This window comes from Streptomyces sp. NPDC046925 (assembly GCF_040644915.1).
GTDB lineage: Bacteria > Actinomycetota > Actinomycetes > Streptomycetales > Streptomycetaceae > Streptomyces.
Genome location: NZ_JBEYWZ010000006.1, coordinates 338,420 through 355,628, shown reverse-complemented (window position 1 = coordinate 355,628; position 17,209 = coordinate 338,420). Strand labels below are relative to the sequence as shown.

At 68.0% G+C, this 17,209-nt stretch carries 14 protein-coding genes and 1 riboswitch; of the genes, 8 read left to right on the top strand and 6 right to left on the bottom strand.

Annotation, left to right across the window (positions count from 1 at the left end; all coding sequences use genetic code 11):
- Window positions 1-6: 6 nt before the first annotated feature.
- From ABZ906_RS25990 to ABZ906_RS25980, 3 genes are all read right to left on the bottom strand, one after another.
- A complete protein-coding gene (locus ABZ906_RS25990; protein ID WP_361386805.1) occupies window positions 7-813 on the bottom strand; it encodes a carbohydrate ABC transporter permease in 807 nt (268 codons plus the stop codon).
- 56 nt (window positions 814-869) lie between these two features.
- On the bottom strand, window positions 870-1,850 hold the full coding sequence (locus ABZ906_RS25985) for a sugar ABC transporter permease (RefSeq protein WP_361181576.1): 981 nt from the start codon (window positions 1,848-1,850) through the stop codon (window positions 870-872).
- A 108-nt stretch (window positions 1,851-1,958) separates the two neighbouring features.
- On the bottom strand, window positions 1,959-3,233 hold the full coding sequence (locus ABZ906_RS25980; protein ID WP_361181578.1) for an extracellular solute-binding protein: 1,275 nt from the start codon (window positions 3,231-3,233) through the stop codon (window positions 1,959-1,961).
- A gap of 336 nt (window positions 3,234-3,569) precedes the next feature.
- On the opposite strand from ABZ906_RS25980, the gene ABZ906_RS25975 reads away from it, so the two are divergent.
- The 5 genes from ABZ906_RS25975 (at window position 3,570) to mctP (ending at window position 8,788) form a co-directional block, all read left to right on the top strand.
- Complete coding sequence (locus ABZ906_RS25975; protein ID WP_361182452.1) at window positions 3,570-4,340, top strand: GntR family transcriptional regulator; 771 nt, start codon at window positions 3,570-3,572, stop codon at window positions 4,338-4,340.
- Window positions 4,341-4,422: 82 nt separating this feature from the next.
- Window positions 4,423-6,570 (top strand): carbon starvation CstA family protein, encoded by a 2,148-nt coding sequence (locus ABZ906_RS25970; protein WP_361386400.1) that lies wholly within the window; start codon window positions 4,423-4,425, stop codon window positions 6,568-6,570.
- Window positions 6,567-6,764: a YbdD/YjiX family protein gene (locus tag ABZ906_RS25965; RefSeq protein ID WP_361181582.1), complete on the top strand. Its 198-nt coding sequence runs from the start codon at window positions 6,567-6,569 to the stop codon at window positions 6,762-6,764. The genes ABZ906_RS25970 and ABZ906_RS25965 overlap by 4 nt, the downstream gene beginning before the upstream one ends.
- Window positions 6,765-6,875: 111 nt before the next feature.
- Window positions 6,876-7,145 carry a DUF3311 domain-containing protein gene (locus ABZ906_RS25960; protein ID WP_361386397.1) on the top strand — a complete coding sequence of 90 codons (270 nt, stop codon included), beginning with the start codon at window positions 6,876-6,878 and terminating at the stop codon, window positions 7,143-7,145.
- Window positions 7,142-8,788, top strand: coding sequence for a monocarboxylate uptake permease MctP (mctP, locus tag ABZ906_RS25955; protein ID WP_361386394.1), 1,647 nt, complete (start codon window positions 7,142-7,144; stop codon window positions 8,786-8,788). Before ABZ906_RS25960 ends, mctP begins: the two co-directional genes overlap by 4 nt.
- A 71-nt stretch (window positions 8,789-8,859) precedes the next feature.
- On the opposite strand, the gene ABZ906_RS25950 is transcribed toward mctP, so the two are convergent.
- A complete protein-coding gene (locus ABZ906_RS25950; protein ID WP_361386391.1) occupies window positions 8,860-9,600 on the bottom strand; it encodes a hypothetical protein in 741 nt (246 codons plus the stop codon).
- A 107-nt stretch (window positions 9,601-9,707) separates the two neighbouring features.
- Window positions 9,708-9,849: riboswitch (cobalamin riboswitch) on the top strand.
- Window positions 9,850-9,982: 133 nt separating this feature from the next.
- Between ABZ906_RS25950 and ABZ906_RS25945 the strand changes: the two genes are divergently transcribed.
- The 3 genes from ABZ906_RS25945 to ABZ906_RS25935 all read left to right on the top strand — a co-directional run bounded on the left by ABZ906_RS25945 (window position 9,983) and on the right by ABZ906_RS25935 (window position 14,648).
- Window positions 9,983-12,391 (top strand): ribonucleoside-diphosphate reductase subunit alpha, encoded by a 2,409-nt coding sequence (locus ABZ906_RS25945; protein ID WP_361386388.1) that lies wholly within the window; start codon window positions 9,983-9,985, stop codon window positions 12,389-12,391.
- On the top strand, window positions 12,391-13,413 hold the full coding sequence (locus tag ABZ906_RS25940; RefSeq protein WP_361386385.1) for a ribonucleotide-diphosphate reductase subunit beta: 1,023 nt from the start codon (window positions 12,391-12,393) through the stop codon (window positions 13,411-13,413). Before ABZ906_RS25945 ends, ABZ906_RS25940 begins: the two co-directional genes overlap by 1 nt.
- 236 nt (window positions 13,414-13,649) lie before the next feature.
- Entirely contained in the window at window positions 13,650-14,648 is a 999-nt protein-coding gene (locus tag ABZ906_RS25935) for a helix-turn-helix domain-containing protein (protein WP_361181593.1), read from the top strand.
- Here ABZ906_RS25935 and ABZ906_RS25930 read toward each other — a convergent pair.
- The gene (locus tag ABZ906_RS25930; protein ID WP_361386382.1) at window positions 14,626-15,972 is read right to left on the bottom strand and encodes a cytochrome P450; all 1,347 of its coding nucleotides are present in this window, start codon (window positions 15,970-15,972) and stop codon (window positions 14,626-14,628) included. The genes ABZ906_RS25935 and ABZ906_RS25930 overlap by 23 nt on opposite strands.
- On the bottom strand, window positions 15,969-17,105 hold the full coding sequence (cyc1, locus tag ABZ906_RS25925) for an epi-isozizaene synthase (protein WP_361182454.1): 1,137 nt from the start codon (window positions 17,103-17,105) through the stop codon (window positions 15,969-15,971). The genes ABZ906_RS25930 and cyc1 overlap by 4 nt, the downstream gene beginning before the upstream one ends.
- Window positions 17,106-17,209: the final 104 nt, after the last annotated feature.

Genomic DNA, 17,209 nt, shown 5'->3' with positions numbered 1-17,209 from the left:
TGGCGGTTATCCCTTCACGGCACCGTCGGTCAGACCGCTGACGGCCCTGCGCTGCAGGAAGACGAAGAGGACGAGGATCGGGATGGCGAACAGCGAGGCGGCGGCCATGGTGGCGCCCCAGTCGTCGCCGAAGGCGGTCTGGAAGCCGGACAGCCACACCGGAAGCGTCTTGGACTCCGCCTCCTTGTTGAGGACAAGGACGAGCGGGAATTCGTTCCAGGCGGTGATGAAGCCGAAGAGCGAGGTGGACATCAGGCCCGGCGCGAGCAGCGGCAGGATCACCCGGCGGAACGCCTGCATCCGGGAACAGCCGTCGACCATCGCCGACTCCTCCAGCTCGCGCGGCACCGCGGCGACGAAGCCGCGCAGCGTCAGGAGCGTGAAGGGCAGAATCATCACCATGTAGAAGAGGGTGAGCGGAACCAGGCTGTTCAGCATGTCGGCGTCGCGCACGATGATGTAGATCGCGATGACCATGACTTCCCAGGGCGCCATCTGGGCCAGCATGAAGCCGATGATGAAGCCCTTGCGGCCCTTGAAGCGCATCCGGGCCAGCGCGAACGCCGACGCCAGGCCGATGATCAGCGAGAAGATCACGGCGAGGAGCGTGACGGTGAGGGAGTTGCCGACCATCGTCCAGAAGTGGTCGGCCTCCACGGCCGTCTTGAAGTGCTCGAACGTCACGTCGGTCGGGAACCACACCGGGTCCTCGCTGATGATGTCGCCGGTCGGCTTGAAGGCCGTGGCGAACATCCAGTAGACCGGGAAGACGAAGCCGACGAACAGGACGACGGCCACCGCGTTGGGCCAGATGCGGCGGGCCACCGAAGACCGCGCCGATCGGGATGACGTCGACGATGCGGTGCGGTTCACAGCTCGTCCTCCTCTTGCTTGAGCACGATCCGCAGGTAGAAGGCGGTCAGGGCCAGCAGGATGACGATGGTGAGCAGCGCGATCGCGGCACCCATGCCGAAGTGCTGGTTGCCCATGCCCTCGATGTAGGCGTAGACGGGCAGGATCTCGGTGAGCCGGTCCGGGCCGCCCTCGTTGAGCGCCATGACCTGCGCGAACGCCTTGAAGACCCAGATGATCTCCAGGAACGTCGTCGCGTAGAGGAAGGGCCGCAGGTAGGGCAGCGTGACGTTCGTGAAGCGCTTCCAGGCGCCGGCGCCGTCGAGCGACGCGGCCTCGTAGAGCTCCTTGGGAATCACCGTCGTCGCGGCGTACAGGTTGATCGCCACGAAGGGGATCGACATCCAGACGATCAGGAAGATGACCACGAAGAACGTGGAGAACTGGCTGCCCATCCAGTCGAAGTCGGCCATCGAGTGCCAGCCGGCCTTGTCGAGGACCCAGTTGACGACACCGAAGCGCTGGGCGAAGAGCCACTGGTAGACGGTGGTCGCGGCGATGATCGGCATCGCCCAGGCGAGCACGAGCCCGATCAGCAGGAAGGTCCGCATCCGCTTGCCGAGCCGTGCGAGCAGCAGGCCCACCAGGGTGCCGATCAGCATGATCAGTGCGACGTTGATCGCGGTGAACGCGATCGAGCGTCCTGTGACCCGCCAGAAGTCCTCGCCGCTGAGGACCTCCTTGAAGTTGTCGATCCCGTTCCACTCCGTGAGATGGAGGATGAACTGCCTCATGTTGAGGTTCTGGAACGACAGGATCCCGTTGTTGACCAGCGGCCAGCCGAGGAACAGCAGGGTGGCCACAAGCGCGGGAAGCAGCAGCAAGTAGGGCGCGAACGACCGGGCCCCCGTGCGGGGCTTACCCGGATCCGCCGGCCGTCTGTCCGATTTCAGATCCTCCGTCGGGCCGGAGGGCGGCCGTTCGGTCTGCACGGTCATGCTTCGCCATCTCTTTCGTGGGCATCGCGGAACGCAGCGCTGAGCCGGGGCAGCGGGCCCGGGGGCGGATGACACCCCGGGCCCGAAGTCCCCGGCGAAAGCGCGTCCTTACTGCTTCTGCGACAGGCGCTTGTTGAGCTCGCCCTCGACCTGCTTGGCGGCGGCGTCGTTCGACTTACCGTTCAGCACCGCGGTCATGTAGTTCTTGATCGGGTTCGGCGGGTTCTCCACCGCGGCCCACTCCGGGATCAGCGGGGTCGTGCCGCCGCCGGCGGTGGCGGGCGCGGCTGCCTCGGCGGCCGCGTTGCCCTTGAGGTTGGACTCCAGGGCCTGCTTGTTCGGGATGACGCCGCTTTCCTTGGCGAGCGCGCCCTCGAACTTGTCCGACAGCGCGATCTTCAGGAACTCCTTGGCGAGCTCCTGCTTCTTGCTGGTCGCGGCGACGGCGAGGTTCGAGCCGCCGAGGAAGACGCCCTCGGGCTTGGCCGCGGTGGCGCCGGGGATCGTGAAGTAACCGATGTCCTTCTCGATCTTCGGGTTGGCCTTGATCGCGGTCGCGGCTTCCCAGCTCATGCCGATGAAGGCGCCGGTCTTGCCCTTGGCGAAGACCTCGGCCTGCTGCGGGGTGGCCTCGTCCTTGTTCTTGGGGGCCTTGGAGAGGTCCGCGAACTCCTTGTACGTCTTCATGGCCTTGGCGACCTTGGGGTCGGTCAGGTTGGAGACGTACTTGTCGCCGTCCTTCTTGACGAGCTCGGCGCCCTCACCGATGGTCAGGCCGACGAAGTGGTACCAGTTCTGGCCCGGCAGGTAGATCGGCTCGGCCTCGGTCTTGGAGCCGATCGTCTTGAGGTCCTTGAGGAACTCGGCGCGGGTCTTGGGGGTCTCCTTGATGCCGGCGTCGGCCCAGACCTTCTTGTTGTAGATCACGACGCGGTTCAGGACGAACCACGGGGCGGCGTACTGCTTGCCGTCCACGACCGAGGAGGTGTTGATCGACTCGGTCCAGTCGGCGCCGAGGCCCTTCTTCAGGTCGCTGAGGTCGGCGAGGCCGCCGGTCTTGGCGTACGCGGCGGTCTGGGTGTTGCCGATCTCGAAGACGTCCGGCGGGTTCTCCTCGGAGAGGGCGGTGGTCAGCTTCTGCTGGATGCCGTTCCACTGCTGGACTTCGAGCTTCAGCTTGGCGCCGGTCTTCTTCTCGAAGGCGGCCTTGACGTCCTTGGTCCAGCCGTCGGGCGTGGAGCCGTCCATCGCCCAGAGCGTCAGGGTCTCCCCCTTGAAGCCGTCTGCCCCGGCCTTCTTGTCGTCGCCGTCGTCGCCGCCACAGGCCGCGATCGAGACCAACATGCCCGCGACACCGATGGCCGCAATGAGCTTGCGCTTCACGTCACCCTCCTCAAGGGATGCGCCAGTCAACCCCCCACCCGCAGCGACCAAATGGACCGAGATCTGCCCGTGGGACTGGAACCTGGTCTTTAATGGTGTAGACCAGTACGGGGAGCTTGGCCTAGACCTTTAGGGGTGTCAAGGGTGTATAAGAAGGGCTGTCAGGTCCGTTATCGGACCGACACCTGAGCGGGCACGGTCCCCGCAGCCCGGTACGTGCCACCATGTGAGCCGCGACAGACGGAGGAGCCGGTGACGGCAGCAGCACAGGAGCCGAACCAGCGTGCCGCGCGGAGCGCGTCGTTCAGGGGTGGCGGCCGGGAGACGGGTGGAAGCATGGGCGAGGCAGGGAGTACAGAGACCGACGCGGGCGCGGCACCGAGCGTCGGCCGCACCGCGCGCGTGCCCAAGTACTACCGCCTGAAGCGGCACTTGCTCGACATGACCGAGACGCTGCCGCCCGGCACCCCGGTCCCCCCGGAGCGCACGCTGGCCGCCGAGTTCGACACCTCGCGCACGACGGTGCGCCAGGCCCTCCAGGAGCTGGTCGTCGAGGGCCGCCTGGAGCGGATCCAGGGCAAGGGCACCTTCGTGGCCAAGCCCAAGGTCTCCCAGGCCCTGCAACTCACCTCGTACACCGAGGACATGCGGGCCCAGGGCCTCGAACCCACCTCACAGCTCCTGGACATCGGCTACATCACCGCCGACGACACCCTCGCCGGTCTCCTCGACATCAGCGCGGGCGGCCGGGTGCTCAGGATCGAGCGGCTGCGCCTGGCCAACGGCGAGGCCATGGCCATCGAGACGACGCACCTCTCGGCCAAGCGCTTCCCGGCCCTGCGCCGCTCCCTGGTCAAGTACACCTCGCTCTACACAGCACTCGCCGAGGTCTACGACGTCCACCTCGCGGAGGCCGAGGAGACGATCGAGACGTCACTCGCCACTCCCCGCGAGGCCGGTCTGCTCGGCACGGACGTGGGCCTGCCGATGCTGCTCCTGTCGCGGCACTCCCTGGACGGCGGCGGTCAGCCGGTGGAGTGGGTCCGCTCGGTCTACCGCGGCGACCGCTACAAATTCGTGGCACGCCTCAAGCGGCCCACGGACTGACCCGGGTACGGGGTCTGGCGCGGGGGAACCGTGCTGCTCTACGTTCCTCCCGTCATCGCATGATGAACGGGAGGACGACCCGGTGCGCACAGCGAATCCCCGATCCATCGTCATCTGGACCCTCGTCGCGCTGGTGGGCGCCGCGGGCTGGACCGTACTCGCGCTGGCGCGCGACGAGGAGGTGTCGGCGGCCTGGATGGTGGCCGCGGCCCTCGGCTCGTACGCCATCGCCTATCGCTTCTACTCCACATTCATCGTCAACCGGGTCCTGAAGGTCGACAAGAGCCGGGCCACTCCGGCCGAGCGCCTGAACAACGGCATCGACTTCCACCCGACCGACCGGCGCGTCCTGCTCGGCCACCACTTCGCGGCGATCGCGGGCGCGGGGCCGCTGGTGGGGCCCGTACTGGCCGCACAGATGGGGTATCTGCCCGGCACCATCTGGATCATCGTCGGCGTGATCTTCGCGGGCGCCGTGCAGGACATGGTCGTCCTCTTCTTCTCCACGCGGCGCGACGGCAAGTCGCTCGGCCAGATGGCGCGCGAGGAGATCGGCCCCTTCGGCGGGGCGGCCGCGCTGCTCGCCGCCTTCGCCATCATGATCGTCCTGCTCGGGGTGCTCGCACTCGTCGTCGTGAACGCCCTCGCGGACTCGCCCTGGGGCACCTTCTCCATCGCGATGACCATCCCGATCGCGCTGTTCATGGGCTTCTACCTGCGCGTCCTTCGGCCGGGACGGGTCAGCGAGGTCTCCCTCATCGGGATCACGCTGCTGCTCGTCGCGCTGGTCGCCGGGCGCTGGGTCGCCGAGTCATCGCTCGCGGAAACGTTCACGCTCGCGCCGTCGACACTGGTCATCTGGCTGGTCGCGTACGGATTCGTCGCCTCGATCCTGCCCGTGTGGATGCTGCTCGCGCCGCGCGACTACCTCTCGACGTTCATGAAGATCGGCACGATCCTGCTGCTCGCGCTCGGCGTCGTCTTCACGCTGCCGACGCTGAAGATGGACCCGGTGACCGACTTCGCCTCGCGCGGCGACGGGCCCGTGTTCGCCGGATCGCTCTTCCCGTTCGTCTTCATCACCATCGCCTGCGGCGCCCTCTCCGGCTTCCACGCGCTGATCTCCTCGGGCACGACGCCGAAGATGGTCCAGAAGGAGACGCAGATCCGGATGATCGGCTACGGCTCCATGCTGATGGAGTCGGCGGTCGCGGTCATGGCGCTCGTCGCGGCGAGCATCATCGACCCGGGTCTGTACTTCGCGATGAACGCGCCCGCGGGCGTCATCGGGGACAACGTCCAGGCCGCGTCCCAGGCCGTCGCGGGCCTCGGGTACTCCATCTCGCCCGAGGACCTGGCGCAGGCCGCCAAGAACGTCGAGGAGTCCTCGCTGCTCTCGCGCACCGGCGGTGCGCCCACCCTCGCGGTCGGTGTCTCCGAGATCTTCTCGAAGGTCACCGGCGACTCCATGAAGGCGTTCTGGTATCACTTCGCGATCATGTTCGAGGCGCTGTTCATCCTCACCGCGCTCGACGCGGGCACGCGGGTGGGCCGCTTCATGCTCCAGGACATGCTCGGGAACGTCTACAAGCCGTTCAAGAAGGTCAGCTGGAAGCCCGGACTCATCATCACGAGCGCGGTCGTCACCGGCCTGTGGGGCTACTTCCTGTGGGTCGGCGTCCACGAGCCGCTCGGCGGGATCAACCAGCTCTTCCCGATCTTCGGCATCTCCAACCAGCTCCTCGCCGCGGTCGCGCTCGCCGTCTGCACGACGCTCCTGGTGAAGTCGGGGCGCCTCAAGTGGGCCTGGATCACCGGAATCCCGCTCGCCTGGGACGCCACGGTGACCCTGACCGCCAGCTGGCAGAAGGTCTTCTCCAGCGACCCGCGCGTCGGCTTCTTCAAGCAGCGCTCGATCTACCAGGACGCGATCGACGACGGCAAGGTCCTGCCGCCCGCCAAGTCCATGGACGACATGCACACCGTCGTCACCAACTCCACGGTGGACGGCGTCCTGACGGCCGCGCTCGCCCTGCTCATCGTCGTCGTGATCGCGGACGCGGCCCGCATCTGCGTGAAGCACGTCCGCAACCCCGGCTCGTCGAAGCTCAGCGAGGCCGCATACGTGGAGTCGAAGCTGACCGCGCCGGCCGGGCTCGTGGCGACCCCGGAGGAGAAGGCGGAACTGGCGGCGGCGAAGGCGGCCGACGACGCGCGGGTCCCGTCATGACGTGGGTCCTGCGCGGGCTGCGCTGGGTGCGGTGGTACGCACGGGAGCTGACCGACGAGTCCGCGTACGACCGCTATGTCGCCCATACGCGCAAGACGCATCCCGGTGCATCCGTCCCCTCTCGCCGGGAGTTCGAACGAATGCGGACGGACCAGCAGGAGGCGGACCCCCGACAGGGGTTCCGCTGCTGCTGAACAGGTGCTTTGACCCCGTCCGGTATCCGGACGGGGGTTCCATTGATCGAAACTCTCGCTTAGATTTCCCGCACGTTAAAGGTGGGATAAGCGAGGGAGCTGAGCCGCGAAGTGTCAGATGCGCCTGAAGTGAGCAGACCGGTGATCACGCCGGTCCGCGTGGTCATTGCCCTCTGTCTCGTCGCGCCGTTCGTGGCGATGCTCTGGGTGAGCTCCTACGCGAAGGTCGACCCGACCTTCATCGGCATCCCTTTCTTCTACTGGTACCAAATGCTGTGGGTGCTCGTCTCCACCGGCCTCACGATGATCGCTTACAAGCTGTGGCAGCGTGACCAGCGCGCCCGCAAGGCCGAGCAGGCCCAGGGGGGTGCGACCCGATGAACGAGCTCGCAGCGGAGGGCGGCGTCAACGGCATCGCCCTCGGTGTCTTCATCTTCTTCTTCGCCGCCGTCACGGCGATGGGCTTCCTGGCCGCGCGCTGGCGCAAGGCCGAGACCGAGAGCCTGGACGAGTGGGGCCTGGGCGGTCGTTCGTTCGGCACCTGGGTCACGTGGTTCCTGCTCGGCGGCGACCTCTACACGGCCTATACGTTCGTGGCCGTCCCGGCGGCGATCTACGCGGCGGGCGCGGCCGGCTTCTTCGCCGTGCCGTACACGATCCTGGTCTACCCGCTGATCTTCACCTTCCTGCCGCGTCTGTGGTCCGTCTCGCACAAGCACGGATACGTGACCACCTCGGACTTCGTGCGCGGGCGCTTCGGCTCCAAGGGGCTCTCGCTGGCCGTCGCGGTCACCGGCATCCTCGCCACGATGCCGTACATCGCGCTCCAGCTGGTCGGCATCCAGGCCGTGCTCGACGTCATGGGCGTCGGCGGCGGTCCCGACACCAACTGGTTCATCAAGGACCTGCCGCTCCTGATCGCGTTCGCGGTGCTCGCCGCGTACACGTACTCGTCGGGTCTGCGCGCCCCCGCGCTGATCGCGTTCGTGAAGGACGGCCTGATCTACCTCGTCATCGCCGTCGCGATCATCTACATCCCGATCAAGCTCGGCGGATTCGACGCGATCTTCTCGGCGGCGAACGACAAGTTCTCCGCGGCCAACGAGGCGGCGGGCAAGCCCGTGGCGGGTCTCGCGCCGGGGCACACCGGGCAGTGGACCTACGCCACGCTCGCGCTCGGGTCCGCGCTCGCGCTGTTCATGTACCCGCACTCGATCACGGCGACGCTCTCCTCCAAGAGCCGCAACGTGATCCGCCGCAACACCACGATCCTGCCGCTCTACTCGCTGATGCTGGGCCTGCTGGCGCTGCTCGGCTTCATGGCGATCGCGGCCGGGGTCAAGGTGGAGAACGGGCAGCTGGCCATTCCGCAGCTGTTCGAGAACATGTTCCCCGACTGGTTCACCGGCGTCGCGTTCGCCGCCATCGGCATCGGCGCCCTCGTGCCCGCCGCGATCATGTCGATCGCGGCCGCGAACCTCTTCACCAGGAACATCTACAAGGACTTCCTCAAGCCGGACGCGACGCCCGAGCAGGAGACGAAGGTCTCCAAGCTGGTCTCGCTCCTGGTGAAGGTGGGCGCGCTCGCCTTCGTCCTCACCATGGACAAGACGGTCGCGATCAACTTCCAGCTCCTGGGCGGCATCTGGATCCTGCAGACCATGCCCGCACTGGTCGGCGGCCTGTTCACGCGCTGGTTCCACCGCTGGGCGCTGCTCGCCGGCTGGGCGGTCGGCATGGTCTACGGAACGGCCGCCGCGTACGGTGTCGCCTCGCCGACGCAGAAGCACTTCGGCGGCTCGTCGGACGAGATCCCCGGCATCGGCGAGATCGGCTACATCGGCCTCACGGCGTTCGTCCTGAACGTGTTGGTCACCGTGGCCCTCACCTTCGTCCTGCGCGCCGTGAAGGCCCCTGACGGCATCGACGAGACCTCCCCCGGCGACTACACCGCGGACGTCGGCGACCCCGGCGTCGTGGAGGAGCTTCCCCCGGCCACGGCGGGAGCGCCGGTCGGGCACTGAGCCGTCCTACGCAAGCGAATGACACGGGCCGCCGGAGCAATCCGGCGGCCCGTCGTCGTATGCGTACGGCGTCACGAGGTCCTGTAGAGATCCGTCCGGACGTGTGCGGCCGCCTTGGCCGCCGCGAGTATCGCCACGTCCTTGTCGGTGCCCGCGTCCACCAGGACGAGCACGCCGCCGACCCGCACCTCGACCTTGTGGCGCGCGGTGCCGTCGTACTCGTCGCCGCCCGTGGTCCGCGTGCTCTCCACGATGGCTTCGTCGCCGAGGTCCGGCAGCTTCCCGGCCGTGTGGTGCTCCCGAACCGGAGCCGCCTCGGTGTCGACGGTGACGCGGGGGCATGCGTCGTTGAGCTGCCTGCGCAGCGTGACGTGGCGCTTCGCCCGCTCGACCGGCATCGAGACCAGGGCCACGTGGACGAACGGGTCCTTGTCCTCGATCGCGCCCGGGAAGGGCCGCACCGTGTGGCCCGCGCTGTTCCCCCGCAGTCGCGCCAACTCCTCGCGCGCGTCCTTGCCGGGAGCGCAGCTGCCCCAATCGCCGCCGCCGTACTGCTGACCGAAGGCGCCGGTGGTGACGTCGTATGCCTTGGCCTTCGGCCCGACCTCCTTCGCGGGCAGCAGAGCGGCCTTGAGTTCGGCCTCCGTGAAGACCTTGCGGGGATCGGCCTCGCCGTCGACCCCGACCTCCCCGGTCCGCTTCTGCGTCGGCACGGGCTTCGGATCGGCCGCCTTCACCTGGTCCTCACCGCCGCCGCACGCGCTGAGCAGCGTCATCAACAGCGCGGCACAACCCGCGACCCGAGCTCGCACACCGACTCCCCCCGTTGGGCCATCAGTTCGGCCTCCAGTTCGGCCTTCAGTTCGGCCGCCACCCTAGAGGATCCACGCACCGACACAAGATATGGGGCTGCCGCTCAGAGCCAGCACAAGATGTATGCTCGTGCTCGCTGTCGCCGCAGGGGAATCCGGTGCAAGTCCGGAACTGTCCCGCAACGGTGTATGAGTACGTATTTGTCGTACCCATGAGTCCGAGGACCTGCCGACAGTGCACCCGTTCCGTCCGGTTCGGGTGCCGACGACGTCCGGGCCTCGTGGAATGGGCTGGTGGACGCGGAGCACCGCCCTGCCCGGGCGCGCCCGTGTGTCACTCCTGCCCTCCCTCAAGGCTCCGAGCCGAGCGAGGGAGTGCTCCGTGACCATCGCGCCAGCCGAACCTGCGTCAGCGCAGACCACCGACGGTCAGCAGACCGCCGACGGCCCGGGAACCGCGCTGCTGCGTACCCTGACCGAACTGACCGCCGACCTCCCCGACGCCGACCCCGGCAGAGTCGCCGCCGCCGCGCTGCGGGGCCGCTCGGCCAAGGCCGATGTGGCGGAGCTGCGGGAGCTGGCGACCGAGGCGGCTGCCGGGCTCATCTCCGAGGACCCCACGTACTCGCAGCTGGCGGCCAGGCTCCTCACGCTCAGCATCCGGGAGGAGGCCGCGTCGCAGGGCGTGCGCAGCTTCTCCGACTCGGTCGCCGTGGGGCATCGCGAGGGCCTGATCGCGGACCGCACCGCCGCGTTCGCCGTGGACCACGCGGAGCGCCTGGACGGTCTCGTGGACGACGCCATCGAGGACGGCGCCGACTTCCGCTTCGGCTACTTCGGCCTGCGCACCCTGCACAGCCGCTATCTCCTGCGCCATCCGATCACCCGGCACGTCATCGAGACCCCGCAGCACTTCATGCTGCGCGTGGCGAGCGGCCTCGCCGAGGACGGCAGCGCCCGCTCGGTGGACGAAGTCGCCTCCCTGTACCGCCTGATGAGCCGCCTGGACTACCTGCCGTCGTCGCCGACGCTCTTCAACTCCGGCACGCGGCATCCGCAGATGTCGTCCTGCTACCTCCTCGACTCCCCGCTGGACGAGCTGGACTCCATCTACGACCGCTACCACCAGGTCGCGCGCCTCTCCAAGCACGCGGGCGGCATCGGCCTCTCGTACTCCCGCATCCGCGCCCGCGGTTCGCTGATCCGCGGCACGAACGGGCACTCCAACGGCATCGTGCCGTTCCTGAAGACCCTGGACGCGTCGGTCGCCGCCGTGAACCAGGGCGGCCGGCGCAAGGGCGCGGCCGCCGTCTACCTGGAGACGTGGCACTCCGACATCGAGGAGTTCCTGGAGCTGCGCGACAACACGGGTGAGGACGCCCGTCGCACGCACAACCTCAACCTCGCGCACTGGATCCCGGACGAGTTCATGCGCCGGGTCGCCGCCGACCAGGACTGGTCGCTGTTCTCCCCGGCCGACGTGCCCGAGCTCGTCGACCTGTGGGGCGACGACTTCGACGCCGCCTACCGCAAGGCCGAGGCCGCCGGGCTGGCCCGCAAGACCATCCCGGCCCGCGACCTCTACGGCCGCATGATGCGCACCCTCGCGCAGACCGGCAACGGCTGGATGACGTTCAAGGACGCCGCCAACCGCACCGCCAACCAGACGGCGGAGCCCGGCCACACCGTCCACTCCTCCAACCTCTGCACGGAGATCCTGGAGGTGACGGACGACGGGGAGACGGCCGTCTGCAACCTGGGCTCGGTGAACCTCGGCGCGTTCGTGGACACGGCTGCCGGTGACATCGACTGGCAGCGGCTGGACGAGACCGTCCGTACCGCCGTCACGTTCCTCGACCGCGTCGTGGACATCAACTTCTACCCGACCGAGCAGGCGGGCCGCTCGAACGCCAGGTGGCGTCCGGTGGGCCTGGGCGCGATGGGCCTCCAGGACGTCTTCTTCCAGCTGAAGCTGCCCTTCGACTCCCCCGCCGCGCGCGCCCTCTCGACGCGCATCGCCGAGCGGATCATGCTCGCCGCATACGAGGCGTCCGCCGACCTCGCCGAGCGCAACGGTCCGCTGCCCGCCTGGGAGAAGACCCGCACCGCGCGCGGCGTCCTGCACCCCGACCACTACGGCGTCGAGCTGACCTGGCCGGAGCGCTGGGCCGCGCTGCGGGAACGTATCGCCACGACCGGCATGCGCAACTCGCTGCTCCTGGCCATCGCGCCGACCGCCACCATCGCGTCCATCGCGGGCGTCTACGAGTGCATCGAGCCGCAGGTCTCCAACCTCTTCAAGCGCGAGACGCTGTCCGGCGAGTTCCTCCAGGTCAACTCCTACCTGGTGCAGGAGCTGAAACGGCTCGGCGTCTGGGACGCCCAGACCCGCGAGGCGCTGCGCGAGTCCAACGGCTCCGTGCAGGGCTTCGGCTGGATCCCCGCCGAGGTGCGCGAGCTGTACCGCACCGCGTGGGAGATCCCGCAGCGCGGCCTGATCGACATGGCCGCCGCGCGCACGCCGTTCCTGGACCAGGCGCAGTCCCTGAACCTGTTCCTGGAGACGCCGACCATCGGCAAGCTCTCCTCGATGTACGCCTACGCCTGGCAGCAGGGCCTGAAGACCACGTACTACCTGCGTTCACGCCCGGCGACCCGCATCGCCCGCGCGGCGGCCGGCAAGACCGCCGAGCCCGCTCCCGCCCCCTCCCCTGTACCTGCGCAGGTGTCGGCCGAAGACGCCGTCGCCTGCTCCCTGGAAAACCCCGAGTCCTGCGAGGCCTGCCAGTAATGAGCTCCACCACCAACGCCGAGAAGAACCTCCTCGACCCGGGCTTCGAGCTGACCCTGCGTCCCATGCGCTACCCGGACTTCTACGAGCGCTACCGGGACGCGATCAAGAACACCTGGACCGTCGAGGAGGTCGACCTCCACTCGGACGTCGCCGACCTGGCCAAGCTCTCGCCGGGCGAGCAGCACATGATCGGCCGTCTGGTCGCGTTCTTCGCGACCGGCGACTCGATCGTCTCCAACAACCTGGTGCTCACGCTCTACAAGCACATCAACTCCCCCGAGGCCCGGCTCTACCTGAGCCGCCAGCTCTTCGAGGAGGCCGTGCACGTCCAGTTCTATCTGACGCTGCTCGACACCTATCTGCCCGACCCGGAGGACCGCGCGGCGGCCTTCGACGCGGTCGAGGAGATCCCCTCCATCCGCGAGAAGGCCGAGTTCTGCTTCAAGTGGATCAACGAGGTCGAGAAGCTGGACCGTCTGGAGACGCAGGCGGACCGGCGCCGGTTCCTGCTGAACCTGATCTGCTTCGCCGCCTGCATCGAGGGCCTCTTCTTCTACGGTGCCTTCGCGTACGTCTACTGGTTCCGCTCGCGCGGTCTGCTGCACGGCCTCGCGACCGGCACCAACTGGGTGTTCCGCGACGAGACGATGCACATGAGCTTCGCCTTCGACGTCGTCGACACCGTCCGCAAGGAGGAGCCCGAGCTCTTCGACGACGCGCTGCGGACGCAGGTCACGGACATGCTCAAGGAGGCCGTCGAGGCCGAGCTGCAGTTCGCGCGCGACCTCTGCGGCGACGGCCTGCCCGGCATGAACACCGACTCCATGCGCGAGTACCTCCAGTGCGTCGCCGACCAGCGGCTCCAGCGGCTCGGGTTCGCGCCGGTCTACGGCTCCTCAAACCCGTTCTCGTTCATGGAGCTCCAGGGAGTCCAGGAGCTGACCAACTTCTTCGAGCGGCGTCCTTCGGCCTACCAGGTCGCGGTCGAGGGTTCGGTCTCCTTCGACGACGAGTTCTAGCCCCGCCGGGCCGCGGGTGGCGGCGGACGCCGCCTCCCGCAGCTCGCGGTCGATCCGGCGGTCGTGGACGTACCCGACGAGCGAGGGTGCGGCCAGGAGAAGGAGGACGGTCAGGACGGTCGCGTAATCGAGGATTGCGTTCATGTCCTCACTGTCCTGCGCGCCGGACGGACGCGTCAGTGGCAGGACTGCCACACACCATCGACTTACTGCCAGACCTGCGGGACACTGCCGACATGGTGGATTCCGGCACTCTGAAGAACGTGGCCGTCGCGCTGCTCGACGGCGTGAACCCCTTCGAACTCGGCGTCGTCTGCGAGGTGTTCGGCCTCGATCGGAGCGAGGACGGCCTGCCCGTGTACGACTTCGCGGTGGTCGCCGGCGAGAGCGGGCCCCTGAGCAATCACGCCGGGTTCACGATCACCACCCGGCACGGCCTCGACCGGCTCGAAGAGGCCGACCTCATCGCCGTCCCCGCGGGCCAGTCGTTCGCGAGCCGCGACTACCCCGAGGATCTGCTCGCCGCCCTGCGCCGCGCGGTGGACCGCGGGGCCCGCGTCCTGTCCGTCTGCTCCGGCGTCTTCGTGCTCGGCGCCGCCGGCCTGCTCGACGGCCGCCGCTGCGCCGTGCACTGGCGGCACGCCACGGAGCTCGCCGTGCAGTATCCGCGCGCCCGGGTCGAGCCCGACGTCCTGTACGTGGACGAGGGCCCGGTCATCACGTCGGCGGGCACCGCCGCCGGGATCGACGCCTGCCTGCACATCGTGCGCCAGGCGCACGGCATCGAGGTCGGCAACGCCATCGCCCGGCGCATGGTCGTACCACCCCACCGCGACGGCGGGCAGGCCCAGTTCGTGGAGCGCCCCCTGCCGCGCACGCAATGCGACACCGTGGGCGGGGTCCTTGCCTGGATGGAGCGGCATCTGGACGCCGACGACATCACCGTCGAGCGGCTCGCCGAGCGCGCGCACATGTCGCCGCGCACCTTCGCCCGCCGCTTCCAGCAGGAGACCGGCACCACGCCCTACCGCTGGCTCCTGCGCCAACGGGTCGTGCTTGCGCAGGAGTTGCTCGAGGCTTCGGACGAGACGGTGGACGCCATCGCCGGGCGTGCCGGTTTCGGCAACGCCGCGGCGATGCGCCACCAGTTCCTGCGGTCGCTCGGCACCACGCCGAACGCCTACCGCAGGACCTTCCGCGGCCCTGTGGCCGTCAGCGCCGCTCGGCCCGCATGACGAGCTTCTTCGGTTGCAGGGTGATGCCGATCTTCGTCTCGGCGTCGGTCTCCGCGACCGGTGCCAGGTGCCACTTCGGGGCCACGGTCGCCAGGATGATGGCGAGTTCGGCCAGGCTGAAATGGTCTCCCGGGCACTTGCGGTTACCGGTGCCGAACGGCATCATCGCGAACTCCGGTACGTCTGAAGCCCGTTCCGGATTCCAGCGGTCCGGGTCGAACCGGAGATGTTGCTCGAAGGAACGCGGATCGCGCTGCATCGCGTACACGCTGTAGACGATGTCGGCGTCGGCCGGAATGCGATAGCCACCCAGGTTGGTTTCGCCCACCGAACGCCGTGTGAATATCCAGGCAGCCGGCTGTATACGCATGGCCTCGGTGACGACATTCCGCGTGTGCGGAAGGTCCTTGAGGTCGGCGAATGTGATCTCCCGGTCCGGGGCGACGGCATTTACCTCTTCAACCAATCGCCTTTCCTGCTCGGGGTGTTCGGCCAACAGGTGGAACGTCCACGCCAGGGTCGACGCGATATTCTCGGCGCCCGCCACGATGAGGGAGACCACATGGTCGTGGACTTCTTGAGCGCTGAGCGGCTGCCCTGATTCATCGCGGGCCCGCAGCATTTCGGCCAACAAGTCGTCGCGGTCCGCGTCCGCTGCCCGGGCGGCGGCGATGATCTCGTCGACCACCGCGTGCAGATCGGCGAGCGCGCTCTGGAAGCGCCGGTTGCCCTGGGTCGGCACGCGGTACAGCGGCCCGACCGAGAGGACCATCCTGCGGTAGAGCCCCTCGAAGACGGTGTGCAGCGACTCGGCGATGCGGTCCGCCTGCTCGCCGATCGCGTCGACCTCGAGGAGCGAGCGGGAGATGACGCGTACGGCCGTGCGGAACATCTCCGACCCTATGTCGACCGTTTCGCCCGGGCCCCAGCGTGCGGCCGTGGCACGGGCTTCCTCCTCCATCACTTTGGCGTAGTCCGCGATCCGCTCGCGCTTGAACGCGGGCTGCATCATGCGCCGCTGGCGCCGGTGCAACTTGCCGTTGCTGGTCGCCACGCCCTTGCCCAGGAGGACCTCCAGGGTGTCCCAGAGCGGCCCTCCGACGATGTAGTCGGGGCTGCGCAGGAGCTGCCCGACGAGCTCCGGATCGCAGACCGCGTACGCCGTCTTGGGGCCCAGCCTGATGCGTACGAGATCACCGTGGTCCCGCAGTGCGGCGAAGAAGCCGAGCGGGTCGCGCACGAGATTCCAGGCGTGGCCTATGAGCGGGGCGCCGCCGCTGACAAGCGGAGGAGTTGTCGCGGATATGACGGATTCGACGCTCATTCCTCACCTACCAATTCAATTTCGGCCATGTCGCTGATTCCTGTTTCGCCGATCGCCGCGTCGCTCACGTAGGGGGGAATGGACCTGTCGTCCCAGCTGTCCACCCGATAGCGGCCGGATTCATGGTGGAACCAGTACACGGAAGAGAACCAGTTCCGCATGTTGAAGACACAGGATTCCACCGCGTCCGAGAGTTTCTTTCCGTACGCACTTCCGTCCGCCAGCTGACCTGCGAGCCGCAGGACTTCTTTTTCCGCCGCGAGGAAATCCGATATGCATCGGGTCACTCGGCTGTGCACTTCCGCAACGGCTTCTTCGAGCGAAAGGCCCTCATGCTGGATGAGACTGATCCCGAGATTGTGCAGTTCATCTCCCGCGAGTTCTTTGGGGAGTGAACACAGGTCGTTGTACCAGGCGGAGAAATCCTGCGTGGCGAGCGCGGCCCGCCGGTATGCCGGATGCTTCCGCACCTCCCTCGGCAGCTCGTGCCGCGCCGTGGGTTCGAGCAGGTCGATCCACGCCCAGTGCGCGAACGTCAGCCTGCGCAGCTCGATGTACGCCTCGACCGTCGGGACCGTGCCGGTCCTGCGGTTCCTGAACTCCAGGTCGTACGCCTCGATCACGCTGTGGAAATGCCGGGCGAACCGGGCGTTCCAACTGGGCCCGAGCTGCGAGTACAGCCGCAGGACGCAGTCGGCGAACCCCGCGACCAGAGGGTCACGGTGGTGCAGTTGCTGCCGGGGCGCCCGGAGCGTCTCGTGCAGACCCCGGCACAGGCGCCGCCACTGCGCCGCCCTGCCGTGCACCGAGTCGCGGTCGTGCCGGTCGTCCCACGCGAAGAACCAACTGCTGAGGTCGGCTATCGCGCTGAGCAACTCGTCCGGCGCGCCAATGTAGTACCCGGCCACCAGATCCGTGTAGCACAGGCTGTCTGCGTACCGCTCCACCTTGTCCGGGGGCATCAGGCGCATTTCGCGCAGCCATGTCCTGGACGTTTCCTGAAGCTTCGGCCAATACGGATGTAGCCGTCGTGGGAAATCTGCCTCGATCACCGGGAGTGCCAACGCCGGCGGCACGGAGACCGCCGGTGTCTGTGGCTGTGTCGGTGAAGTGCCATATGAATATGCAGGCACGAACAAGCCCCTCTCAGCCGCCTGAGGACGCACGCCCCTCCCGCCGTACCGGGCGCGCGCCGTTGCGTATCCCCGCGCTTTCCATTCAGCACCACAACTGACCG